The organism is Microbacterium sp. LWH12-1.2, assembly GCF_040675825.1.
Lineage (GTDB): Bacteria > Actinomycetota > Actinomycetes > Actinomycetales > Microbacteriaceae > Microbacterium.
Map to the genome: position 1 here is coordinate 2524919 of NZ_JBEGIJ010000001.1, position 16073 is coordinate 2540991.

The following is a 16073-nucleotide window of genomic DNA, read 5'->3' on the forward strand; positions in this document are numbered from 1 at the left end:
ACAGCCCCGAGAAATCACAACTGGGTTGCGACCCGCGCGGGATGCGTTCGCTCCGTCTCGGGCCAGTGGTCAGATGAGCACCTGTTTGACGACTCGGCCATCGGAGCACCGAAAACGATCGTTATCGGTGTGCGGGACCTTGTGCGGGTTCAGGAGTCGCGAAGGAACTCAAGGATCGCGAGAACACGCCGGTTGTACGTCGTGCCATGCGGAAGGTCGAGCTTGGTGAAGATCGAGTTGATGTGCTTCTCGACGGCGCTTTGGGTGACGAAGAGCTCCTGGCGCATGGAGTCGTTGCTGTGCCCCTGAGCCATGAGCGTCAGGACTTCGCGCTCCCGGTCGGTGAGGCGTGAGATGGGCGAGTCTACGGGGCCGGCAAGGAGCAGCTGGCGGATGACCTCTTGGTCGAATGCGGTTCCGCCCCCACCGACACGTTCGATCGCGTCGAGGAAGGCGGCAATGTCGGAGACCCGATCCTTGAGCAAGTAGCCAACCCCGCCGGCTCCGGTGAGCAGCTCGGTGGCGTGCCGGCGCTCGACATACTGCGAGAGGACCATCACGGCGACCTGTGGCCAGGCAGATCGGATCGTCAGTGCTGCGCGAATGCCCTCGTCGATGAAGTCGGGTGGCATCCGCACATCAACGATCACCAGCTGCGGTTGCCGCTCCGACACGGCATCGATCAGTTCGCCGGCGGAACCGACCGCGTCGACGATCTCGTGGCCCTCAGCGACGAGGAGCTGGGCGATACCCTCGCGAAGCAGAGCGGAGTCTTCGGCAATGGTTATGAGCACGGTATGTCCACCCGGATAGTCGTTGGGCCGCCGGCGGGACTGTCGAGGTCGAAAGTGCCGGAGAGTGCGGTGACGCGCGAGGCGATGCCGGCGATTCCATGCCCGGCTGGGTCCGCACCGCCCACCCCATCATCGCGTACCGTCATGGTCAGCCACCCTCCCTGCTGGCGCACGGTGATGTCGATGCTGTGCGCTGCGGCATGTTTGACCACGTTCGTCACGGCCTCGCTGGCTACGAAATATGCGGCCGATTCGACGGCCTTGGGGGATCTCTCTGTCAGGTCACAGTCAAGGTGAATGGGCAGGTGCGTTCGCTCCCGGAGCGCTTCCAGCGCAGGGCCCAGCCCGTCGCGGGCGAGCATTGCCGGGTACACGCGCCAGGACACGTCTCGGAGATCGTCGAGGATGTGCCGCGTCTCCGCAAGCGCGCGCCGATAGAGGGCGGTTTGTTCTTCGGGGTCCCCCTGGCGTTCGGCCCGACCGAGCAGGATCGACAGTGCCACGACGCGCTGCTGCACGCCGTCGTGAATGTCGCGTTCGATCCGACGTCGTTCGTCATCGATCGCATCGACGACATCCGCAAGCGTCACTGTGAGCTGGGATACGCGGTTCTCGAGTTCATCGTTCCCCGGGCGAGTGAACGCATTCCAGAGCTTCGGTTCCAGCTGCGCGACAGCGATGACGCCCTGAACCGCGAGGAAGAGAAGGATCAAACCAGGCAGCACGAAGATTGCCAGGGTGCGATAGGTGACCTGTCCAGCAGGCGCATCGAAAAGAGGTACTGCGTCTCCTGTTACTGCTCCCGCTGTGAGACTGACGGCGACGATGACCCCCGCCACGATGAGTGCCAGGACCGCCCCTCCCAGGATCCCCAGCAGCGAGCGGACCGCAAGGTATCCGACCGCACGCCACCCTCGCGGTTCGTTCCGAAGACGCCCACCGATCAGTGCAGTGATCCGCGCCTGTTCGAGTCGGACGACTGGTCTCGCCGCGACCCGGGAGACCAACCCGCCGATGACCGCGAGCACGTCGACGGGGACCAGCACAACCCCGAGCGCGACACCCGCCAGCCTCGACGGGATCCGCTTGAACCTGCCACGCCTCAGCACCGCCAGTGGCTCGTGCTGTTCTCGACTCATCCGGTCATCTTTTCACGCCGAACACGGCGCACCCGGAGTACGACGAAGAGAACAACCGCAGCGACTACCGCAACGATGACACCCTTCTGGAGAACATCGGCATACGGCTCGACGGCCGACCAGTTCTCGCCAAGGTAGAAACCCGAGAGCACGAAGATCGCGTTCCAGATCAGGCTTCCCGCTGTGGTCAGAAGAGTGAAGCGAACGACATTCATCCGCTCGATGCCCGCCGGAATCGAGATCAGACTCCGGAAGATCGGAATCATCCGACCGAAGAACACCGCCTTGTACCCATGCCGATCGAACCACGCCTCAGCCTTATCGACATCGGACAACGTCATCAGCGGGACTCGGGCGATGATCCGCCGCAGGCGGTCGCGGCCGAGCCACGCCCCGAGCCCGTAGAGAGCGAGCGCACCCATGACCGATCCCAAGGTCGTCCACACAAGAACTTCTACGAGGGTGAAGCTGCCCCGACTCGCAGTGAATCCCGCCAACGGCAGAATCACCTCGCTCGGAAGGGGAGGGAAAAGGTTCTCGAGCGCGATCGCCAAGCCAGCACCGGGCCCACCGAGCGTTTCCATGAGGTCGACCGCCCACCCGGCGATCCCGGTGAGGTCAGATGCAGAGTCAGTCGCAGCGGCTAGGTCCATGAAAGCAACGCTAGAAACCCGCTTCCGCCACGTCAGTAGAGCAAACCACCCAGTGCGGGGAGGCTCGCAGCAGCATTCGCGGTGTGGATATCCCCACCCCTTCACCCGCAGCGCCGCCGACGGCGGTCCCTCACCCCGGGGCATGATCGAGACCGCCAGAAACGATCGTTCAGGGGGCGGGCGCGAGCGACTCGCCCTCGTGGAACTCCCCCATCAGGAGTTCCTGGCGCAGGGCGCCCAGCGTGCCGTCGAGCCGACCGACGAGCGTCTCGACACCCAGCCGACCGAGCTCTGCGGCCGGCGAGACCACGACAGCCAGTTCGGGATCCGCCATGGCGGAGATCTCGATCGTCGACCCGATGAGGACGACCGACAGATCGCGAGGGACGGATACGCCCAGCCGGCCGAGCCCGCTCACCAGACCGACTGCGGCGTGTTCGTTGAGGACGAGCATCGCCGTCGCCTCGGGCGCCTCAGCGATCAGTGTCGATGCGAATGCGCGCCCGGCGGCCGGAGTCGCCGTGCACCGGAGCGTCCGCCCGCGCAACCCGCGCGCCGCGCAGATGGCGTGGAAGGTCTCGTCCACGCGGACGGCCGGGCCATACCCTTCGAGACCCGGACTCTCGGACTCCTCGAGCAGGACGAAGTCCCGGTGCCCGAGCGATTGCAGGCGGTCGATCGACTGCTCGACCATGCCCTCGAAGTCGACGTCCACGTAGTCGAGGCCGGACGGATCGCGGTTGCGACCGATGAGGGTCAGCGGGGTCTTCGCCGCGAGCAGCTGGTCGATCCGGTGGTCGTCGAGCTGCACCTCCATGAGGATGACCCCGTCGACGAGCCCGTCCGATGTGAGCTCGCGCAGGGAGTCGGAGTCGTTCGCCACCGGCCAGAGCACGACCGTGTAGCCGAGTTCGGACGCAGCCTCGGCGGCTCCGGTGAAGAACCGGGCGGCGGTGTCCGAGAGACGGTGCTGCAGGACGGGGAACAGCAGCGCGATGATGCGCGTGCGGCGGCTGGCCAGCGCACGCGCCACGGCGTTGCGACGGAAATCGAGTTCGGCCATCGCCGCCTCGACGCGAAGCCTGGTGCCCGGAGCGACCGGCTTGGAGTCATTCACGACGAACGAGACAGTGGCGACGGAGACACCGGCGAGCCGCGCGACATCACGCATCGTTGCCATGAATCCTCATTTCCCCACTGTCGATCCTCGGTCAGTCTCTCACGGATCCCGATGCAGTAAACCGGTTAAATTTCCTCTTGACTTTGGCTGAGCCCCGAGGCAAGCTGGTCTCCGAAGCGCCCAGTAAACCGGTTAACTTTTCGGTGACGGGTACACGAACTCGACCGGCGAAGGAGCCGCGATGACGCCCACCGGGCCCGACACCGACCCTCGTCCCGGTCGCGCACTCCGCGTCGCGATCATCGGCTACAGCTTCATGGGTACCATCCACGCGCAGGCCTGGACCACGGCTCCCCGCTTCTTCGACCTCGCTGGCGGCGTCGAGCTCGTGGCCGTCAGCGGCCGCGACGCCGACGCAGCCCGCGCCTTCGCCGACAAGTTCGGCATCGCCGACGTGGAGACCGACTGGCGGGCACTGCTGACGCGCGGCGACATCGACGTGATCGACATCTGCACCCCCGGGCATCTGCACGCGGAGATCGCGATCGCCGCCCTCGACGCCGGCATCCACGTGCTCTGCGAGAAGCCGCTGGCCAACTCCGTCGAGGAGGCCGAACGGATGGCGGCCGCAGCCGAGCGCGCCGCAGTGAAAGGCGTGCAGGCGATGGTCGGCTTCAGCTACCGCCGCACTCCCGCGCTCGCCTACGCCAAGCGCTTGATCGAGGATGGGCGGCTCGGCACCATCCGCCACATCCGTGCACAGTACCTGCAGGACTGGATCGTCGACCCCGAGTTCCCCCTCGTGTGGCGACTCGATGCCGAGCAGGCGGGCTCCGGGGCGCTGGGCGACATCGGCGCGCACATCATCGATCTCGCCCGCTTCGTGACCGGGCACGAGCTCACCGGCGTGAGCGCCCTGTCGTCCACCTTCGTGACGGAGCGCCCGCTTCCGACCGCCTCCAGCGGTCTGAGCGCCTCCGCAGACAGCGGGTCGGGCGACGACCGGGCGATGGGACGTGTCACCGTCGATGACGCGGTCGTCTTCATCGGCCGCACCGACGGCGGCGCACTCGCAACCTTCGAGGCGACCCGCTTCGCCTCGGGACGCAAGAACGCCATGCGCCTTGAGGTCGACGGATCACTCGGTTCGATCTCCTTCGATTTCGAGCGGATGAACGAGCTCCAGTTCCACGACCACACGCTCCCGGCAGAGGAGGCGGGGTTCCGCCGCATCCTCGTGACCGAGCCGGGGCATCCCTACGCAGCAGCGTGGTGGCCCGCCGGCCACGGCCTCGGCTACGAGCACACCTTCGTGCACGAGGTCGCCGACTTCGCCCGCGACCTCGCCGCCGGCCGCGCGCCGGCACCCGGATTCGCCGACGGTCTCATCGTGCAGCGCATCCTCACCGCCGTCGCGGCGAGCGCAGCGGCCGACGCCGCGTGGACCGAGATCCCCCACTGACAGAACGACCCGCACCACCGACGCCGCACGCACCCTCACCAGGCAAAGGAGCCACGATATGAGATCCACCCGCACATCGAACCGCCGGCGACCCATCCGCAGGCCGCACGTCATGGGTTCGCTCGCGATCCTCGCGATCACCCCGCTCGCCCTGACCGCCTGTGGCGGCGGCGGCGCGGCATCCGGCGGCGACCCGGACACCCTCACCATCCTCGATTATTACAACAACGAACCCGACAAGACTCTGGTCGGCGACGCGCTCGATCGCTGTGCCGACGAGATCGGCGTCACGATCAAGCGCGAGACCGTCCCCGGCAAGGACCTCATCCAGAAGGTGCTGCAGCAGTCCTCGTCCAAGACGTTGCCGGACGTGCTCATGCTCGACAACCCCGATGTCCAGGAGATCGCTGCGACGGGCGGCCTGTCTCCGCTCAGCGACTACGACGTCGACACATCGGGGTTCGCGCAGGGCATCCTCGACGCCGCCAGCTACGAGGGCGAGGTCTACGGACTCGCCCCGACCGTGAACACCATCGGCCTGTTCTACAACGAGGATCTCCTCGCCGCCAAGGGCATCACCCCGCCGACCACCTGGGCCGAGCTCAAGACCGCAGCGGCCGCGCTCACCGAGGGCGACACGTACGGCCTGGCGTTCAGCTCGATCGCCACCTATGAGGGCAGCTGGCAGTTCCTCCCGTTCATGTGGACCAACGGCGGCGACGAGACGGATCTCACGTCATCCGCCGTCGCCGAAGCCCTCCAGTTGCAAGTCGATCTCGTCGAGTCCGGCTCCGCCTCGAAGAGCGTCATCAACTGGTCGCAGGCCGACGTCAACGACCAGTTCATGGCCGGCAAAGCCGCGATGATGATCAACGGCCCCTGGCAGATTCCGGCACTCAGCGCAGACGCCGATCTGAACTACGGCAGCGTCCAGGTGCCGGTCAACCAGGCCGGCCAGACACCGGTCGCACCCCTCGGCGGCGAGGTGTGGACCGTCCCGGTGACAGGCGATGACGCCAAGCAGGCGAAGGCAGCCGAGTTCGTCGAGTGCATCTCGAGCGACGAGAACCAGCTCGCACTCGCCGAGGCCCGCTTCACCGTCCCGACGAAGACCGCCCTGGCGGAGCAGTATGTGGCGAATGTGCCCGAGATGGCAGCCTTCACCGAGCAGGTCGCGAACGCCCGTTCACGCACCGGCGAGCTCGGCGAGGACTGGCCGGAAGCCGCCACCGAGATCTACACCGCCATCCAGCTCGCCCTCACCGGGCAGGCGACGCCTGCCGAGGCGTTCGAGCAGGCAGCGGCGGGCTGATCCTGGTGAGCAGCAGCATCGCCGGAAGCGGCCGGACGCACTCCCGCCGCTTCCGGCGCGAGGAGCTCGTGAAACTCGGCTTCGTCCTGCCCGCCGCGCTCTACATCGTCCTGTTCTTCGGCTACCCCGTGGTCAAGAACATCACGATGAGCTTGCAGGAGTACACGACGAAGACCTTCTTCACCGGCGAGGCGCCCTGGGTCGGGTTCGCGAACTACGCGACCGTGTTCGGTTCGCAGCTGTTCACGCCGGCCCTGCTGAACACGGCACTGTTCACGATCGGTTCGATCGCCGGGCAGTTCCTCATCGGACTCGCCCTCGCCGTGTTCTTCAAGAGGCGTTTCCCGCTGAGCTCGTTCCTGCGGGCGATGCTGCTGCTCCCCTGGCTGCTGCCCTTGATCGTCTCGAGCGCGACCTGGCGCTCGATCCTCGATCAGGACAGCGGCGTCCTCAATGCCGCGCTGGAGTCGATCGGCCTCTCCGGAGTCCCGTGGCTCACCAGTCCGTCGGTCGCGCTGCTCGCCGTGGTGCTCGTGAACATCTGGATCGGCATCCCGTTCAACGTCACCATCCTCTACGGCGGACTGCAGGACATCCCCGACGAACTGTACGAGGCGGGCGCACTCGACGGTGCCACCGGCTGGAAGGCGTTCCGCCACATCACCTGGCCGAACCTCCGGCCCGTCGTGAGCGTGGTCCTCGTCCTCGGCGTCGTCTACACGATCAAGGTGCTCGACATCATCCTCGGGCTCACGAACGGCGGGCCGGCGAACGCGACCCAGACCCTCGCGGTCCGGAGCTACCAGGAGTCGTTCGTGAACTTCGAGTTCGGTGTCGGGGCGGCGTTCAGCAACATCCTGATCGTCATCTCGCTGCTCTTCGCCATCGTGTACCTGCGCGCCAACCGCCGCGCCGTCGACGAGTAAGGACCGACCATGACCACGACCAGCATCGTCACCGGCGGGGCCCAGCGGCGTCGGCCGTTCGATCCGGCCGGCGCACGCAGGCGACCCGGCCCGCGGCGGCACCTGGGCTACACCTTCATCGGCATCGTGATCCTCGCGATCATGCTCTTCCCCGTCTACTGGATGGTGAACGCCTCGCTGCAGCCGTCGGGGAACACGCTCACGGGCGACTTCTTCCCCGTCAACCCCAGCTTCGCCGGCTACGAGAAGGCGTTCGCCGACCAGGGCGGCCACCTCCTCACGAGCTTCGCGATCTCCCTCGGGACCGTCGTGCTGACCCTCGCGATCGCCGCCCCGGCCGCCTATGCACTCGCGCAGTTCCGCTTCCGGTGGATCAGCATCGCCCTGCTCGTCATCCTGATCGCACAGATGATCCCTGGCATCGTGATCGCGAACGCCCTCTACTCGGCCTACAACGATCTCGGCCTGCTGAACTCCATCCCCGGGCTCATCCTCGCCGACGCCTCGCACGCGATCCCCTTCGCGATCCTCATCCTGCGGGCGTCGATGCAGACCATCCCGCCATCCATCGTCGAGGCCGCACGAGTGGACGGAGCCGGCCTGGTCCGCGCTTTCGTCTCGATCGTCGTGCCGGTGAGCCGCAACGCGCTGATCACGGCCGGCCTGTTCGCGTTCCTGTTCTCGTGGAGCGACTTCCTCTTCGCCCTCACCCTCACCACCACCGAGGACGTGCGACCGGTGACGCTCGGCATCTACCAGTACCTCGGCTCGCAGGTCTCGAACTGGAGCGCCGTCATGGCGACCGCGGTGCTGTCATCGCTGCCCGCGATCCTGCTGCTCGTCATCGCCCAGCGGTTCATCGCGGCCGGCGCCACCGGCGGTGCCGTGAAATGACCTCGAACACACCAGACCACCCGACACATCCCCGAAGGAGCACGACCATGTCCGACACCCGAGCCACCCCCATCCGGGTTCTCGTCTGGGGCGAGAACCGCCACGAGCAGCTGGAGGAGAAGGTCCGCGCGATCTACCCAGACGGCATGCACACCACGATCAAGGAGGGCATCGAGGAGCACCTCGGCGCCGAGGCGATCGTCACCACGACGACCCTCGACGAGCCGGAACACGGCCTGACCGAGGAGGTCCTCGCCGCGACCGACGTGCTCGTCTGGTGGGGTCATGCTGCGCACCACGAGGTCTCCGACGAGGTCGTCGAGCGCGTGCATCAGCATGTGCTCGCCGGCATGGGCCTGCTCGTCCTGCACTCGGGCCACTGGTCGAAGATCTTCGGCACGCTCATGGGCACCAGCTGCACGCTGCGGTGGCGTTCCGAAGAAGACCGTGAGATCGTCTGGACGGTCGATCCCACCCACCCGATCGCACAGGGCATCCCGCACCCGTTCATCATCCCCGCGCAGGAGATGTACGGCGAGTTCTTTGACGTCCCGGCGCCGGACGAACTGATCTTCCTGTCGACCTTCACCGGCGGCGAGGTCTTCCGCTCCGGCATGACCTACAAGCGCGGCTTCGGGAAGATCTTCTTCTTCTCGCCGGGCGATCAGGACTACCCCGTCTACCACCACGAGCACGTGCGCCGCGTGCTCGCGAACGGCGTCCGCTGGGCCGTGACCCTGCGCCCGGAGCGGGCTGTCCCCGTGCTGCTGCGCTATGAGACCGAAGACTTCTACAACGGCCGCGGTTACCAGGGAGCCCTCGTCCGATGAGTGCACCGCTGAACGGAGACTTCGCCACGCTCGCGGACTCGACAGTTCCCGTCCGACTCGTGCTCGTCGGGGCCGGAGGAATGGGCCGCGCGTGGTTGGGGACCATCCTCGCGAATCCGGACACCGAGCTCGTCGGCGTCGTCGACCTCGATACGGCGCTCGCCGAAACAGCCGTCTCTGACGCCGGGCTGCAGCCGGGCGAGGGCGGAGTGCTCGTCGGGACCAGCGTCTCGGGGGTCGCCCGTGCGACCGGTGCCGACGCCGTCGTGAACGTGACCGTTCCCGTGGCCCACCACCCGGTGAACACGGAGGCGCTGTTCGCCGGGCTGCCGGTGCTCTGCGAGAAGCCGATCGCGCCGACGGTCGCGCAGGCGCTCTCGCTCGCGGCGACGGCCGAGGCCAGTGGACAGCTGCTCATGACCAGCCAGTCACGGCGGTACTACGCCTCGATCGCCGCGTTCCGTGAGCAGATCGCCTCCCTGGGAAGGCTCGGATCCGCGACGACCGAGTTCTTCAAGGCGCCGCATTTCGGTGGTTTCCGCGACGAGATGCCGCACGTGCTGCTCGTCGACATGGCCATCCATGCCTTCGACGCCGCGCGCTTCCTCCTCGACAGCGACCCGGTCTCGGTCTACTGCGAGGAGTTCAACCCGCCGTGGAGCTGGTACGCGGCCGACGCCGCGGCCACCGCGGTCTTCGAGTTCGAGGGAGGCGTGCGCTACACCTACACCGGCAGCTGGTGCGCCGACGGGCTGGAGACGTCGTGGAACGGCATGTGGCGGGTCAACGGCGAGCACGGTTCGGCCGCCTGGGACGGCGATTCGGCGCCGCAGCGCCAGCTCGCCCCGCAGAACGGCGTGCCAGTCGCGATCGAGACGCCGACGGCGATGGCCACCGTGCCCGCGGAGATCGCCGGGTCCCTCGTGGAGTTCGTCGGCGCCCTGCGCGACGGCCGCGTACCGTCGGGAGAGGTGCACGCGAACGTTCTGAGCCTCGCGATGGTGGAGGCCGCCGTCCGCTCCGCCGAGTCGGGGGTGCGCGTCGCGATCGCCGAGGTTCTGGAGCAGGCGTACGCGCAGGCGGTCTCCGACGAGCCGCGCGACGATGTCCGTCAGGCGCTGGCCGCCTGGGGTACTGCTGCGGACGGGCTCGCCTGACCCGAGGCGGGTCGCCGTCAGTCCGGGGCCCCGGACTCAGAGACCGAGGCGCCCCAGGTACTCGTTCACGAACCGGCGCTCGGGGTCGAACGACGCGGCGAGCGCGGCGAAGTCGTCCCAGCACGGGTAACGGGCACGCACCGCGGCGCCGTCGAGCGTGAACACCTTTCCCCAGTGCGGGCGGGCGGATGCCGGCAGCGCCGCCTCGAGGGTCGGGAGGAACTCCCGGACGGCGGCCTCATCGGGCTTCCACGTGAAGTGCAGGCCCACGGCATCCGTTCCGGAGGAGGAGCTCAGCCAGAGTTCGTCCGCCTTGACCGTGCGGATCTCGTTTACCAGCAGCAGCGGCGCGATCCGGTCGGCGAGCGAGCGGACCGCCTCGATCGCCGCGACGGCGTCGGTCCGCGGCACCAGGTACTCGCTCTGAATCTCTGCGCCGGCGGAGGGCGTGAACTCGAGCTTGAAGTGCGGCAGCCGCTGGAACCAGGCACCGGCGACGCCGCCCTGCTCGGTGCACGCCTCCGGATCGACGCCGAGGATCGGATGTCGCTTGCCCTCAGCGGCCGCCGCGCCCAGGGCAGCGGCGAGGTCGTCGCGCTGCGACTGCCCGGCTCGAGCATCCGCCCGGGTCGCCGCGACCCGCTGCTTGATCCAGATCTGGTCGGCGACGTCCGTCTGCTGCCACGTCGAGAAGATGCTGACGCTGGTTCCGGCGCCGGTGACCGCGCCCAGGTCGGCGAGGATCGCGTCCCATGAGGGATGCTCGAAGACGTGCTGAGCGATCTGGTAGGTCGGCTCGACGTCGAGCGTGACCTCGAGCACCGCGCCGAGAGCTCCGAGACTCACGACTGCCCCGTCGAAACCCTCATCGCCGCGCGCGAGCGTGCGGATATCGCCGGATGCGGTCATGATGCTGAGGCCGCGCACGGCAGTGGACAGCGCGCCGATCCCGTCACCGGATCCGTGGGTACCGGTGGCGACCGCACCGGCGACCGAGATGTGCGGCAACGAGGCGAGGTTCGCCAGCGCGAGCCCCTCGTCTTCGAGTCGTGATGCGATGTCGCCGTACCGGAGCGCACCCGCGACCCGAACCGAGTCCCGTGATGCGCCGACCTCGTACGTCGCCGGCATCCGATCCAGCGCGATCAACGCGCCCGCCGAGTCGGCGATGTCGTTGAAGCAGTGACGCGTGCCGAGGATCCGGGTCTGGCCACCGGTCGCGATCAGCGCGCGCAGCTCATCGACCGACTCAGGGTGTGACACTGCGGCTCGATACTCGAGGTTGCCCGCCCAGTTGCGCTCAATGCTCATCGTGTCAGGATAGCGATCCAACTACATCGTTGTACTCCGCGATCGCCCAGGCTCCCCGTTAGGCTGACCGGATGACAGCGATGCCGCCGCCGCGGGCCACGATGAAGGACGTCGCTGCCCTCGCCGGCGTCTCGCCGAAGACCGTCTCCAATGTCGTCACCGGCACTGTGGCCGTCCGCGACGAGACCAAGGCCCGCGTCGAGGCGGCGATGGCGGAGCTCGACTTCGTCCCGAATCTGAGCGCCCGAGGACTGCGCAAGGGGCGATCAGGGATCATCGCCCTCGCACTCCCTGACCTTGCCACCGCGTATTCGGCGGAGCTCGTGCACCGCATCGTCGAAGCCGCACATGAACGCGGGCTGGCGGTGCTGATCGAAGAGACGGCGTCGGAGCCGGAGCGCGAGAAGGAGTTGCTGTCGCGCGCCCGCGCCCAGCTCATCGACGGCATGATCCTGAATCCGGTCCGCCTCGAGGACAGCGTCGTCAAATACGCCGACCGGCTGCCGCCGCTGGTCGTGATCGGCGAGGTCGAGCAGAACAGGGCCGATCATGTGCGCATCGACAGCCGCCTCGCGGCCGCCGACGCGACGCGGCACGTGCTCTCACGCGGCGCCCGCCGCATCGCCGTGATCGGCGCCGATGAAGACCGATCGGTCGCCACGGCGACGAGCCGGCTGAGGCTCGAAGGCGTCCACGATGCGCTGCGCGCCGCCGGCCTTGCGCCCGATCCCGCATTGGAGGTCAACCTCCTGCCGTGGTCGATGGCCAGTGGCGCCGAAGCAGCGCGGATCCTGCTCTCGAGGGGCGTCGATTTCGATGCGATCATCGCGCTCACCGACTCTCTCGCACTCGGCGTGCTGCATGCCCTGCATGAGCACGGCATCCGCGTTCCCGAAGATGTGATCGTGACCGGGTTCGACGATGTGGAGTTCTCGGAGTTCACCTCGCCATCGCTCACCACGATCGCGTTCGATCGCCGCGAGCTCGCCGAGGCCGCGCTGGGCCTCCTCGAATCGCGGATGGATGACCGCAGCGCCGCGCCGCGAGGCCTGACCCTCTCTCACCGGCTCATCGAGCGCGCCAGCACCGCCGGGCCCCCTGCCGGCCACCATCCCTGAACCCGCACCCCGCTTTCGAAGAGCGCAAACGGCTGCATTCGGACCGTGGATGCAGCCGTTTGCGCTCTTTGAAAGCGGGTGCTCTTGCGCTCGGATTACCACGATGTAATGATGGGTGCGCCCCCAGCCCGCAGTCACGAAGGAGTGACGGATGACGCCCCCGATGGAACCCGCAGGCCTATCCAGACGACAGTTCCTGAGCGTCGCCGGGCTGACAGCCGGCACCGCCCTCCTCGCCGGGTGCGCCCCCGGCGCCACCCTGGGCTCCGGCCCCCAGACCCTGCAGTTCTGGCACCTGCTCTCCGGCGGTGACGGCGTCACGATGTCGACGCTTCTGCAACAGGCGAACGACGCGCAGGATGCGTTCCGCATCCGCCCGACCGTGCTCGCCTGGGGCACCCCGTACTACACCAAGCTCGCGATGGCCGGGGCCGGCGGCCGTGCTCCGGATGTGGCCGTCATGCATGCCACCCGCACCGTCGGCTGGGCACCGGGCGGTCTGCTCGACCCGTGGGACCTGGACCGCCTCGCCGAGCTCGGCATCGACGGTTCGAAGTTCCCGGATCCGATCTGGGAGAAGGGCTTCGTCGGCGAGAACATGTACAGCATCGCCCTCGACGCCCACCCGTTCGTGATGATGTTCAACACCGACGTGTGCGACGCCGCCGGCGTTCTGGACTCCGACGGCACACTGAAGAAGACGTCTTCCCCGGAAGAGTTCCTCGACCAGCTCCGAACGGTCAGCGGCACGGCGGAAGGCCACGCGCTCTCCTACGGATACCTGGGCGACGGCGCCCAGATGTGGCGCCTGTTCTACTGCCTGTACGCGCAGCACGGGCTGGCGATGGAGCTCCCGATCGGCGGCAAGGCCGTCATCGACAAGGATGCCGCGATCGAATCGCTCCAATTCATGCAGACCCTGCTCGACGGCGAGATCGCCGCGGCGCAGAACGACTACGGCAGCGCAGTGGCGGAGTTCGCGACCGGCAAGAGCGGGATGCTCTTCACCGGCGTCTGGGAGCTGCGCACCATGCAGAACGCGAAGCTGCCCTTCGATGCCACCATGATCCCCACGCTGTACGGCACTCCGGCCGTGTACGCCGACTCGCACTCCTTCGTCCTGCCGAATCAGACCAACCCGGACCCGGCGAAGCGGGATCTCACGTACCGGTTCGTCGCCGACATGCTGAAGGGCTCGTTCGGCTGGGCGGAGGCCGGGCACGTTCCCGCGTTCCTGCCGGTCACGCAGTCGCCGAAATACGACGACCTCCTCCCTCAGGCGCACTACGCCGAAGCCGCCGAGCACGTCGTCTACGACCCGACGGCCTGGTTCACCGGGTCGGGATCGAGCTTCCAGGGCGAATTCGGCGCCGCCGTGCAAGGAGTGCTGCTCTCCGGCGACGACCCGGCAGCCGCGATCGACCGCTTCGAAGCCCGCGTCAACACCCTGCTCGCGCAACCCAACCCGGCAGACCCCGAAGGGACGTGGAAGCCATGACGAACACCGCCACCTCCACACGTGCGATCGTCACCGGCGGAGCATCCGATCTCCGTCCGCGTCGGGCGGGCACCGGGCGCCGCGAGCAGCTGGTCAGCTGGGCGTTCCTCGCGCCGTTCGTCGTCGCGTTCGTCCTGTTCCTCATCTGGCCGATCGTGCACGGGATCTACCTCAGCTTCACCGACCAGTCCCTCACCGGTGCCGGCGGATCGCTCGTGGGCTTCGCGAACTACGCCGAGGCGCTGACGGACCCCGTGATGTGGCGGTCGATGGGGAACACGGTGTGGTTCACCCTGCTCTCCACGGTCCCGCTGGTGGCGATCGCCCTGCTGATGGCCGCGCTCGTCGACCGGGGGCTTCCCGGGCAGTGGCTGTGGCGACTGTCGTTCTTCATGCCGTACCTGCTCGCCTCCACCGTCATCTCGCAGATCTGGGTGTGGATCTTCAACCCTCAGATCGGCGCGGCGAACAACGTCCTCGAGGCCTTCGGGCTCGAGCCGCTCGCATGGCTGCAGAACCCCGAGACCAACATGATGTCGATCGTGATCGCCACGGTCTGGTGGACGGTCGGATTCAACTTCCTGCTCTATCTCGCCGCGATGCAGAACATCCCGCCGCAGCAGTACGAGGCGGCGTCGCTGGACGGCGCGAGCACCTGGCGTCAGTTCTGGTCGATCACGCTGCCGCAGCTCGGTCCGGCCACCGTGCTCATCCTGCTCCTGCAGATCCTCGCCTCGTTGAAGCTGTTCGACCAGGCGTACCAGATGCTCGGCGGCGTCGCGAGCGACACCACCCGTTCGATCGTCCAGTACATCTACGAAGCCGGTTTCACCAGCTACCGATTCGGCTACTCGGCCGCGATCTCGTACGTCTTCTTCGCCCTCATCGTCATCGTCGGCGTCGCGCAGGCCGTGGTCTCGCGCCGCCGGAAGGAGCAGCTGTGATGTCTGCCACCACTCTCGCACCCACGACCCAGACGATCGTCGCTCCGCAGGCGCGCGCGCGGCGTCGCCCGCACGTCCCCGGCCAGAAGCCGTTCGGCCCGCTGCGCATCGTCGCGTTCGCCGTGCTCGCGCTGCTCGCGATCGGCTGGCTGCTGCCCTTCCTCTGGGCGGTCGCCACCGCGTTCAAGACGGAGACGGATGCCGCATCCGGCGACCCCGGATGGATCGGCGCCTCCGGTCCGACGATCGAGGCGTTCACGGCGATCCTCTCGCAGGGGAACGTCTACACCTGGGCGTTCAACAGCCTGTGGACGTCGGCCGCGGTGACCCTGATCACCCTGGCCATCTCGGCCCTGGCAGCCTACGCGTTCTCGCGGCTCGACTTCACCGGCCGCAAGTGGCTGTTCGCCGTCATCATCGCGTCGATCGTGGTGCCGCCGCAGGTGCTGATCATCCCGCTGTTCTACCAGATGCTCACCTTCAACATGATCGACACCTACTGGGGCCTGATCCTGCCGCAGGTGGTGGCGCCGGCGATGGTGTTCATCCTCAAGCGGTTCTTCGACGCGGTCCCGATCGAGCTCGAAGAGGCGGCACGCGTGGACGGCGCCAGCCGGTTCCGGATCTTCTGGTCGATCGTGCTGCCGCTGTCACGGCCGATCCTGGCATCGGTGGCGATCTTCGTGTTCATCGGCGCGTGGAACAACTTCCTCTGGCCGTTCCTGGTCATCAACGACACCACGCTGATGACTCTTCCGGTGGGACTGCAGACCGTCATCAGCGCCTACGGCGTCCAGTACGCACAGGTCATGGCGCAGGCGGTCCTCGCCGCGCTCCCCCTCATCATCGTGTTCATCATCTTCCAGAAGCAGATCGTCAAGGGCGTCGCGACCAGCGGCTTCGGCGGTCAGTGAA

15 protein-coding genes are annotated in these 16073 nt (G+C 67.4%); 10 read left to right on the plus strand and 5 right to left on the minus strand.

All coding sequences use genetic code 11. From position 1 onward, the window contains the following. Window positions 1-149 precede the first annotated feature (149 nt). The 4 genes from MRBLWH12_RS11995 to MRBLWH12_RS12010 form a co-directional block, all read right to left on the minus strand. A complete protein-coding gene (locus MRBLWH12_RS11995) occupies window positions 150-794 on the minus strand; it encodes a response regulator transcription factor (protein ID WP_363549152.1) in 645 nt (214 codons plus the stop codon). Then, entirely contained in the window at window positions 785-1633 is an 849-nt protein-coding gene (locus tag MRBLWH12_RS12000) for a sensor histidine kinase (protein ID WP_363549155.1), read from the minus strand. Before MRBLWH12_RS12000 ends, MRBLWH12_RS11995 begins: the two co-directional genes overlap by 10 nt. Before the next feature lie 296 nt (window positions 1634-1929). After that, window positions 1930-2586: a DedA family protein gene (locus tag MRBLWH12_RS12005; protein WP_363551360.1), complete on the minus strand. Its 657-nt coding sequence runs from the start codon at window positions 2584-2586 to the stop codon at window positions 1930-1932. A gap of 169 nt (window positions 2587-2755) precedes the next feature. Beyond that, on the minus strand, window positions 2756-3766 hold the full coding sequence (locus MRBLWH12_RS12010) for a LacI family DNA-binding transcriptional regulator (RefSeq protein WP_363549157.1): 1011 nt from the start codon (window positions 3764-3766) through the stop codon (window positions 2756-2758). Between the two features lie 181 nt (window positions 3767-3947). Between MRBLWH12_RS12010 and MRBLWH12_RS12015 the strand changes: the two genes are divergently transcribed. The 6 genes from MRBLWH12_RS12015 to MRBLWH12_RS12040 are packed head-to-tail and all read left to right on the plus strand — an operon-like array spanning window position 3948 to window position 10287. Further along, window positions 3948-5168 (plus strand): Gfo/Idh/MocA family protein, encoded by a 1221-nt coding sequence (locus MRBLWH12_RS12015; protein WP_363549160.1) that lies wholly within the window; start codon window positions 3948-3950, stop codon window positions 5166-5168. 58 nt (window positions 5169-5226) lie between these two features. Continuing rightward, complete coding sequence (locus tag MRBLWH12_RS12020) at window positions 5227-6480, plus strand: sugar ABC transporter substrate-binding protein (protein WP_363549162.1); 1254 nt, start codon at window positions 5227-5229, stop codon at window positions 6478-6480. 5 nt (window positions 6481-6485) lie between these two features. Continuing rightward, window positions 6486-7406 (plus strand): carbohydrate ABC transporter permease, encoded by a 921-nt coding sequence (locus MRBLWH12_RS12025; RefSeq protein WP_407359155.1) that lies wholly within the window; start codon window positions 6486-6488, stop codon window positions 7404-7406. A gap of 9 nt (window positions 7407-7415) precedes the next feature. Beyond that, window positions 7416-8300, plus strand: coding sequence for a carbohydrate ABC transporter permease (locus MRBLWH12_RS12030; protein WP_363549165.1), 885 nt, complete (start codon window positions 7416-7418; stop codon window positions 8298-8300). Between the two features lie 47 nt (window positions 8301-8347). Then, on the plus strand, window positions 8348-9130 hold the full coding sequence (locus MRBLWH12_RS12035; RefSeq protein WP_363549167.1) for a ThuA domain-containing protein: 783 nt from the start codon (window positions 8348-8350) through the stop codon (window positions 9128-9130). Next, the gene (locus MRBLWH12_RS12040; RefSeq protein ID WP_363549169.1) at window positions 9127-10287 is read left to right on the plus strand and encodes a Gfo/Idh/MocA family protein; all 1161 of its coding nucleotides are present in this window, start codon (window positions 9127-9129) and stop codon (window positions 10285-10287) included. Before MRBLWH12_RS12035 ends, MRBLWH12_RS12040 begins: the two co-directional genes overlap by 4 nt. Window positions 10288-10323: 36 nt before the next feature. Here the strand turns inward: MRBLWH12_RS12040 and MRBLWH12_RS12045 are convergent, their stop codons facing one another. Next, window positions 10324-11598, minus strand: a complete 1275-nt coding sequence (locus MRBLWH12_RS12045; RefSeq protein WP_363549172.1) for a D-arabinono-1,4-lactone oxidase — start codon at window positions 11596-11598, stop codon at window positions 10324-10326. A 71-nt stretch (window positions 11599-11669) separates the two neighbouring features. On the opposite strand from MRBLWH12_RS12045, the gene MRBLWH12_RS12050 reads away from it, so the two are divergent. From MRBLWH12_RS12050 to MRBLWH12_RS12065, 4 genes are all read left to right on the plus strand, one after another. Further along, a complete protein-coding gene (locus MRBLWH12_RS12050) occupies window positions 11670-12716 on the plus strand; it encodes a LacI family DNA-binding transcriptional regulator (RefSeq protein ID WP_363549175.1) in 1047 nt (348 codons plus the stop codon). A 151-nt stretch (window positions 12717-12867) separates the two neighbouring features. Continuing rightward, the gene (locus MRBLWH12_RS12055) at window positions 12868-14214 is read left to right on the plus strand and encodes an extracellular solute-binding protein (RefSeq protein WP_363549178.1); all 1347 of its coding nucleotides are present in this window, start codon (window positions 12868-12870) and stop codon (window positions 14212-14214) included. Then, window positions 14211-15158: a carbohydrate ABC transporter permease gene (locus MRBLWH12_RS12060; RefSeq protein WP_341977361.1), complete on the plus strand. Its 948-nt coding sequence runs from the start codon at window positions 14211-14213 to the stop codon at window positions 15156-15158. Before MRBLWH12_RS12055 ends, MRBLWH12_RS12060 begins: the two co-directional genes overlap by 4 nt. Then, window positions 15158-16072 carry a carbohydrate ABC transporter permease gene (locus tag MRBLWH12_RS12065; RefSeq protein ID WP_363549181.1) on the plus strand — a complete coding sequence of 305 codons (915 nt, stop codon included), beginning with the start codon at window positions 15158-15160 and terminating at the stop codon, window positions 16070-16072. The genes MRBLWH12_RS12060 and MRBLWH12_RS12065 overlap by 1 nt, the downstream gene beginning before the upstream one ends. Window position 16073: the final 1 nt, after the last annotated feature.

What these genes read in the sequence shown, in the direction of transcription:
- MRBLWH12_RS12005 (WP_363551360.1), bottom strand. Translation starts at nt 2,586, where the DNA reads ATGGACCTAGCCGCTGCGACTGACTCTGCATCTGACCTCACCGGGATC.
- MRBLWH12_RS12010 (WP_363549157.1), bottom strand. Translation starts at nt 3,766, where the DNA reads ATGGCAACGATGCGTGATGTCGCGCGGCTCGCCGGTGTCTCCGTCGCC.
- MRBLWH12_RS12015 (WP_363549160.1), top strand. Translation starts at nt 3,948, where the DNA reads ATGACGCCCACCGGGCCCGACACCGACCCTCGTCCCGGTCGCGCACTC.
- MRBLWH12_RS12020 (WP_363549162.1), top strand. Translation starts at nt 5,227, where the DNA reads ATGAGATCCACCCGCACATCGAACCGCCGGCGACCCATCCGCAGGCCG.
- MRBLWH12_RS12030 (WP_363549165.1), top strand. Translation starts at nt 7,416, where the DNA reads ATGACCACGACCAGCATCGTCACCGGCGGGGCCCAGCGGCGTCGGCCG.
- MRBLWH12_RS12035 (WP_363549167.1), top strand. Translation starts at nt 8,348, where the DNA reads ATGTCCGACACCCGAGCCACCCCCATCCGGGTTCTCGTCTGGGGCGAG.
- MRBLWH12_RS12040 (WP_363549169.1), top strand. Translation starts at nt 9,127, where the DNA reads ATGAGTGCACCGCTGAACGGAGACTTCGCCACGCTCGCGGACTCGACA.
- MRBLWH12_RS12045 (WP_363549172.1), bottom strand. Translation starts at nt 11,598, where the DNA reads ATGAGCATTGAGCGCAACTGGGCGGGCAACCTCGAGTATCGAGCCGCA.
- MRBLWH12_RS12050 (WP_363549175.1), top strand. Translation starts at nt 11,670, where the DNA reads ATGACAGCGATGCCGCCGCCGCGGGCCACGATGAAGGACGTCGCTGCC.
- MRBLWH12_RS12055 (WP_363549178.1), top strand. Translation starts at nt 12,868, where the DNA reads ATGACGCCCCCGATGGAACCCGCAGGCCTATCCAGACGACAGTTCCTG.
- MRBLWH12_RS12060 (WP_341977361.1), top strand. Translation starts at nt 14,211, where the DNA reads ATGACGAACACCGCCACCTCCACACGTGCGATCGTCACCGGCGGAGCA.
- MRBLWH12_RS12065 (WP_363549181.1), top strand. Translation starts at nt 15,158, where the DNA reads ATGTCTGCCACCACTCTCGCACCCACGACCCAGACGATCGTCGCTCCG.